The organism is Candidatus Pelagibacter communis, from assembly GCF_001180025.1.
GTDB classification, from domain to species: Bacteria; Pseudomonadota; Alphaproteobacteria; order Pelagibacterales; family Pelagibacteraceae; genus Pelagibacter; species Pelagibacter ubique_A.
On record NZ_CVSK01000040.1, the window covers coordinates 1 to 511 of the forward strand.

The following is a 511-nucleotide window of genomic DNA, read 5'->3' on the forward strand; positions in this document are numbered from 1 at the left end:
GTCTGAAGCAAGTGGTTTAACAGAAGAAGAAATGTTAAATGCAGTTAAATTTGGACATGAAGGATTTGTTCCAGTAATTGAAATGATTGAGGAACTTGCAAAAGAATGCAGAAAACCTGAGTGGATAGTTGAGAAAAAAGATTTATCTGAAGTTAAGAAAAAACTTGAGGAAACTTTTACGGAAGATCTTAAGAAAGCTTTTGCAACAAGAGATAAACAGGATAGATCAAATCAGATTTCAGAGATTACTGATAAAGCTAAAAAGCTTTATGAGGAAGATGAAAACTACACAGATCTTGATGTTAACAGTCAGTTAAAAAATCTTGAAAAATCAATTGTTAGAACTGATATTCTAAAAAATAAAAATAGAATTGATGGTCGAGGATTGTCAGATGTAAGACCTATTGAATGTGAAGTGGGTGTTTTACCAAGAGCACATGGTTCTGCTTTATTTACTAGAGGAGAAACCCAAGCAATTGTTGTAGCAACGTTAGGAACATCTGATGACGAG

At 33.1% G+C, this 511-nt stretch carries 1 pseudogene; it reads left to right on the forward strand.

The features are described from left to right. A pseudogene (locus tag AMN83_RS01760) lies at window positions 1–511 on the forward strand (polyribonucleotide nucleotidyltransferase); the annotation flags it as partial.